At 65.3% G+C, this 4,389-nt stretch carries 4 protein-coding genes; all 4 read right to left on the bottom strand.

Features of this window, described 5'->3' with window-relative positions; translation table 11 throughout:
* On the bottom strand, positions 1 to 1,198 hold a 1,198-nt coding region (locus tag TX78_RS00335; RefSeq protein WP_147640381.1), incomplete at its 3' end, for a ComEC/Rec2 family competence protein.
* Entirely contained in the window at positions 1,192 to 1,950 is a 759-nt protein-coding gene (locus TX78_RS00340; RefSeq protein ID WP_049897242.1) for a ComEA family DNA-binding protein, read from the bottom strand. The genes TX78_RS00340 and TX78_RS00335, both read right to left, overlap by 7 nt.
* 116 nt (positions 1,951 to 2,066) lie before the next feature.
* Complete coding sequence (locus TX78_RS00345; RefSeq protein ID WP_044492704.1) at positions 2,067 to 3,014, bottom strand: DegV family protein; 948 nt, start codon at positions 3,012 to 3,014, stop codon at positions 2,067 to 2,069.
* A gap of 71 nt (positions 3,015 to 3,085) precedes the next feature.
* On the bottom strand, positions 3,086 to 4,389 hold a 1,304-nt coding region (locus TX78_RS00350; RefSeq protein ID WP_147640402.1), incomplete at its 5' end, for a class I tRNA ligase family protein.

Here is a 4,389-nt window from a genome sequence, read left to right on the forward strand (position 1 = left end):
GCTCGAAGAGCTCTTTGAGCCTGTGCCCGGTCAGAACGATCCCTGCCGTGGCAGCCACGGAGAGCTGGAAAGCGGGCTCCGTGCTGAACCAAGGGTCATACAGCAGCAGAATCAGCACACAGAGACACAGCAGGGCTGAGGACGCTCTCCCCCGGCCGGCGAAGACTGCCAGTGCCCCAATGAGGCCCATGACTGCCGCCCGGATCACACTGGGGGCAGGCTGCACCAGCATCACGAACAGCAGCAGCCCCAGCAGCGTGATCGCCACGGTGCTCCAGCGTGGCATTCGCAGCAGCCTCATCAAACCCATAAGCGCACCCATGACCAGCGTGCAGTGAGTCCCGCTGACCACTGTCATATGGGTAAGCCCCGAGACCCGCATCGCTTCGGTCAGCGTCTCGTCCTGGCCGGAACGATCCCCCAGAATGATGCCGGGCAGCAACGCCGGTGCATCCCCTAGCGCAGTAGCTGAAGCATCAGCAGTGGCCTGTCGCAGCGCGGAGAAGGCATCTGTGACGGTGGCCCGCCGGTCTGCCGGCAGGATGCTCAGTGCGTGGTCGCCAAAGGGAAAGAGCATCGCACTGGCCCTTTCACCCTGCTCCAGCTCCGAGGTCCGAACCAGGCCCTGGTAGCGGTGCCCGGCGCTGAGCACATCAGTGGGATCTTCGCCTTCACTGAGCGGATGCATCACCAGCACCGCGGCCCCCACGGGCACTTGACGCTCCTCGGGGGTTGTCTGGGCGTGAGTGACCGTGGCGCGTACCAGTAGCCGCGGCTCTCCGGATCGATCAGGTGTGGGAAGGACTTCGGCGTCCTCCAGGACCCGGAGGGTCACCTGCAGCGGCGCCTGCTTCTGGACAGCTGCGGTCCATCCGTTCAGCTCCTGGCTCCGCAGGTCCTGGCCGGCCACACCTAGTACAGCCGCAGCTGCCACGATGCACAGCAGCAGGTGCAGCCCGATGATCCGGCTCAGTTCTCGGACGGTCCCAGGTCCAGCTGCGGTAGATCGCCGTGGCGGAATGAGCAGACAGAGCAGTATCAGCAGAGCCAGCAGGCCAAGACCAGCTGCAGCGCTCAGGGATACTCTCCAGGGTGCATGGACCGCCACGAGAGCCGCGCACCATACGCACAGTGCGGCAGGCAGCAGCCGGAGATCCAGCGGAGAGCGTCGACTGGTCAGTCCTGCCCCGGTCACCACGTCACGAACTCACCGATATTGCCGAGTATGGCCGGTCCGATCCCGCTGACCGCGGCGAGTTCTTCTAAGGAGTTGAAGTCCCCGTGGCTCTCCCGGTAGGTGATGATGCGTCCTGCCAGCGCCGGGCCGATTCCTGGCAGCTGCTCCAAGGTGGCACTGTCGGCAGTGTTGATGTTGATCAGTGCTGGGGCCTCAACCCCTGCTTCTGCCACGGCCGCGGGCGAGCCAGTTTGCGGTAGGTCAGTGTGGCCGCGACGGTCTCCCGCGGCCTCAAGCTCATCGGTGGTGGGCACATAGATCAGGCCCCCGTCTGCCACCGGTGCCGCCAGGTTGATGCCGTCGGCGGCAGCTTCATCATCAAGACCTCCCGCAGCGTCTACGGCGTCAATGACCCTGGCTCCGGCGTCGAGTTCCACCACCTGTGGGTCCCGGACCGCACCGGCAATGTGAACAGTCGCAGTTCCTGATTCCGGGGCATCCGCAGCCTCGGAGATGCCGTCGGACCCCGGGGGCTGTTCAGCAGGCCTGGGCTCTTGGCGCTCATCACCGATCTCTGGGACCTCCGGCAGGTCCTGTGCCTCGGGGTTGTCACGGGCAAACCATGAGACCCCCAGCCAACACAGCAGCCCCAGAACCACCAGGACGATGGCGGGCAGGCGCAGTCCGATTCTGGCCGGAGCGTTGTGCTGAGCCTGACGCTGAGCCCGAAGCCGCTCGCCGCGGGTGAGCAGTTCATCCTCATAGCTCTCCATAGCCTCAGGCTATGAAGCACAGACCTTCAGCATCCGCGGATCAGCCGGCGCTGTGGACACCATCGGCACGGCGAGGAACCGCGCTGGGATTGGGGAAAACTCCACCCGTAGGCGGGTCAGGTCCCTGCTGTCACTGTGACGGCCACCGCGCCCAGACCAAGATGCGCAGCGACCCCGGGTGGCAGTTCCAGAACTGGCACAGGTTCGGCGGAGACGCCTTCCATCGCTTTGGCCAAGCGCAGAGCCGTCGGGTAGTCACCGAAGGTATGCACGCCGATCAGCGGCGACGTGCGTTCTGCTGCTGCTGCCAGGGACACCGCTTCTAGCCGCTCCAGGGCGCGCGGCCAGGTGCGTGGTGTCTCCAGCAGAGCCACTTCTCCATTGCGTAGTCCCAGAAGCGGCTTGATCCACAGCAGCGAACCAAGGATGGAGGCCAGCGTGTTGATGCGTCCACCGCGGCGCAGCTGTTCCAGGCTCGGTACGGCAAAGGAGGTGAAGGTCGCAGCGGCGGCACGTTCGGCAGCAGCTGCGGTCTCCTGCAGAGTCCCACCGAGCCGCCCGGTGATTGCGGCCTCCAGCACCGCTTGGCCCTGAGCAAGACCAGCCTGGCGGGTGTCCACCACCACCACCGGGATATCCACCTCCGCGGCAGCCAGCCGGGCGGCGTCGTAAGTTCCGGAGAGCTTCGCGGAGAGATGCACCGAGACAATCCCGGCATAGCCCTGCTTCTGCAATCGCCTGTACGCTGCGGCTAGCCGGCCCGGGGAGGGCCGGGAGGTGCGCACCGGTGTTCCCGCGGCCACAGCGAGCGGCAGATCCCGATCCAGCTCCGGGCTGGCCTCGGGGTAAATCTGCGCAGCATGATGCGGGTGATCGATCATCACCGGGATCGGAACGCACTCGATGCTGCTGCCTAAAACGCCCAGTTCCAGCTCACCGGTGGCACGATTAACCGGCAGCGCGCAGGCCGAATCAGTGACGATGGCGATACGTCCGCGGCGTCGTCGAAGATTCGGCTTCAGCCCGGGATGCTGAGCCCGCCGGGCAAGGAGCCGGTCCTCCACTGCCTGCGCCCAGCGCCGACTGAGGTCCTGACTTTCTGCTCTGGCGAGCTCAGCTTCTGCAGGCAGGGCGATCAGCCTGTCACAACGTTGACCAGCTTCGGTGCGCGCACAATCACCTTGCGCACCCCGCCGTCTTCCTCGATGTACTTCTGGATCTTCGGCAGCGCCAGCGCCTGAGCCTCCAGCTCCTCGGCGCTGATATCAGCAGGCACCTCGAGCTTATCCCGCAACTTGCCCTTGACCTGGACCACTGCGGTGATGGTGTCCTGCACCAGCAGTGCCTCGTCGTAGGCCGGCCAGCTGCTGTTGGCCACCGATGCCTGATGACCCAGCATCGCCCACATATCCTCAGCGGTGTATGGGGCCACCAGGGAGAGGATCTGCGCGGCAACTTCAGCGGCCTCGCGAACTGCAGGGTCAGCAGCGCCGGCTCCGGAGTCGATTTCCTTACGCGCAGCGTTGACCAGCTCCATGATGCGGGCCACCACCACGTTGAACTTCTGGTCTTCCAGGAGGTTCTCGACATCGGCAATGGTCCGGTGCGTGACCGCGCGCAGCGTCTGGGAGCCAGCGGCCGGATCCGTTCCAGGGGCTGATTCTACGTCCTGGGCCAGCCGCCAGGCCCGCGCCAGGAACTTCGCTGAGCCTGAGGGGGAGACATCAGCCCAGTCCACGTCATCCTCCGGTGGGGAGGCGAAAACCATGGTCAGGCGCACCGCGTCCACACCGTAGTGATCCAGCTGCTCGCCCAGGTTCACGCCGTTGCCCAGGGACTTGGACATCGCCTTACCGCCGTTGAGCACCTGCCCCTGGTTCATCAGTGCCTTAAACGGCTCGGTGAAGTTCACCAGCCCCAGGTCGTAGAGCACCTTGGTGAAGAACCGGGAGTACAGCAGGTGCAGGATCGCGTGCTCGACGCCGCCGACGTACTGGTCCACCGGAAGCCACTGGTTGACCTGCTCCGAGGGGAAGACCTCTGACTCGTTGGTGGGGTCCACATAGCGCAGGTAGTACCAGGAGGAGTCCACGAAGGTGTCCATCGTGTCGGTGTCGCGCGTGGCTTCCCCTCCGCAGGACGGGCAGGTCACATTGACCCACCCTTCCGCACCTGCCAGCGGTGACTTGCCCTTCGGGGACAGCTGCTCTCCGCGCAGGTCAGTGGGCAGCTCGACCGGCAGCTGATCCTCGGGTACGGGCACTTCGCCACAGTCAGCACAGTGGACGATGGGAATGGGGGCTCCCCAGAATCGCTGGCGGGAGAGCAGCCAGTCACGCAGCCGGTAGTTGACCTTGGCCGCGCCGAGGCCTTCGGCTTCAAGCACCTCAATGGACTTCGCGATCGCCTCGGCCTTGGGCAGACCATCCCATTTCGGGG

The organism is Nesterenkonia massiliensis (genome assembly GCF_000455245.1).
GTDB lineage: Bacteria > Actinomycetota > Actinomycetes > Actinomycetales > Micrococcaceae > Nesterenkonia > Nesterenkonia rhizosphaerae.

Bases quoted from the DNA above. Each gene is read 5' to 3' on its own strand.
- TX78_RS00340 (WP_049897242.1), bottom strand. From the start codon at position 1,950: ATGGAGAGCTATGAGGATGAACTGCTCACCCGCGGCGAGCGGCTTCGG.